Genomic DNA, 231 nt, shown 5'->3' on the forward strand with positions numbered 1-231 from the left:
GGCCTCGGCCTCACGGCCCTCCAGCAGCGCCAGCACCTCGTCCTCGGATGCGGCGATCGCGAGCATCGCCCCACCCGAGGGCAGGGCCTGCATCAGCCGTGCCCGGGCGGCAACCAGCGTGCACGCGTCGGCCAGATCGAAGACCCCGGCAACATGCGCGGCAGCGATCTCACCCACCGAGTGACCGGCCAGCACGTCCGGCACCACACCCAGCGAGCCGAGGAGCCGGTA

Annotated in this window: 1 protein-coding gene; it reads right to left on the reverse strand. The window is 72.7% G+C overall.

Features of this window, described 5'->3' with window-relative positions; genetic code table 11:
- On the reverse strand, positions 1 to 231 hold a 231-nt coding region (locus ACLQ2N_RS36085; RefSeq protein ID WP_425820041.1), incomplete at both ends, for an acyltransferase domain-containing protein.

Origin of the sequence: Streptomyces sp. DT224, assembly GCF_049844595.1 — a bacterium.
GTDB lineage: Bacteria > Actinomycetota > Actinomycetes > Streptomycetales > Streptomycetaceae > Streptomyces.